This window comes from Photorhabdus akhurstii (assembly GCF_018448925.1).
In the GTDB taxonomy this organism is placed as follows: Bacteria; Pseudomonadota; Gammaproteobacteria; order Enterobacterales; family Enterobacteriaceae; genus Photorhabdus; species Photorhabdus akhurstii.
Genome location: NZ_RCWE01000090.1, coordinates 1 through 1,104, shown reverse-complemented (window position 1 = coordinate 1,104; position 1,104 = coordinate 1). Strand labels below are relative to the sequence as shown.

Sequence of the window (1,104 nt, the reverse complement as noted above, 5' to 3'; positions counted from 1 at the left end):
GGTCCTGACTGTCATAACCCAGACTGACGGTCCGGTTCTCTTCATCCAGCACCCGCACCAGCCGCTGATGCTTATCATATTCCTGTGTGCGGCAGTTGCCGTCCGGGTCTGTTTCGGCCGTCACCAGTCCGAAGGCATTGCGGGTCAGCGTGGTTTTCCGGCCGTCCGGCGCAATAAATCCGGCAGGCTGGCCCTGTTCATCATACCGGGGCAGCCAGGCGCGTTGCAGCGGGTCGGTCATGCCGGTCAGTTGCAGGCTGTCAGCCTCATAGCTGTACTGCCATACCGCGCCGGTGGCCTCCGTCAGCGAAGTGACCCGGCCGGTATCGGCCAGATAAGTCAGCGTCAGGGTTTCCCCTTCCGGTGATATCTGTCTGACCAGATTGCCCCAGCGGTCATAGTCATAACGGGTCACGCCGCCGCGCGGGGTGTGGATTTCAGTTATTAATTGCTGGTCGTTGTAATGCCAGGTGGTGGTGTGCCCCTGTGGGGTGGTGGAGCGGGTGATGCCGGGGGCATAATCCAGGTGAACCGGATAGTAGCCGCCGGCCCCCACACTGTCGGTACAGCGCCCCTGTTTATCATAACGGTAATCCACCCAGGTCTGGTCGCCATCGGACCAGCGGCTTATCAGGCCCTGGGCATTATATTCATAATACAGATGAAAATGCTGGGCGCTGTCCGCTTCCGCCAGCCGGCCGTTATCATGGTAGTGATAACGGGCCATCACTTCCTGCAACCTTTCATCGGTGCGGAGTATCTCGGTCAGTTGTCCGCGCAGGTTATAAAGCAGCGTCAGCTCCGGCCCGTCACTGTGGAGAACCTGTGTCAGTTGACCGTGCTCGTTATAGATAAACCGCAGCCGGTTGTCATACACGTCCCGGTGTTCCGTGAGCCGCCAGCGCTGTGTCCCTTCGGATGAGGCCGGGGAGGACAGCGCAAAATACTTGTGAACCGGTGAATCCCGGTGCCGGAGAATATAGCCCTGTTCTCCCCGGCTGAGGGTGAAATCCGGGTGGTCCGGGTTGACGCTGTGGGTATAAGCGGCCGGTAAGGCAAAGTAAAGCGATGCCCCTTCGGTGGTGCGGATTTCTACCCGGTCGC

General features: G+C 59.6%; 1 pseudogene. It reads right to left on the bottom strand.

What is annotated here, in order from left to right:
- Positions 1 to 1,104 (bottom strand): annotated as a pseudogene (locus EAE93_RS23850) (type IV secretion protein Rhs); the annotation flags it as partial.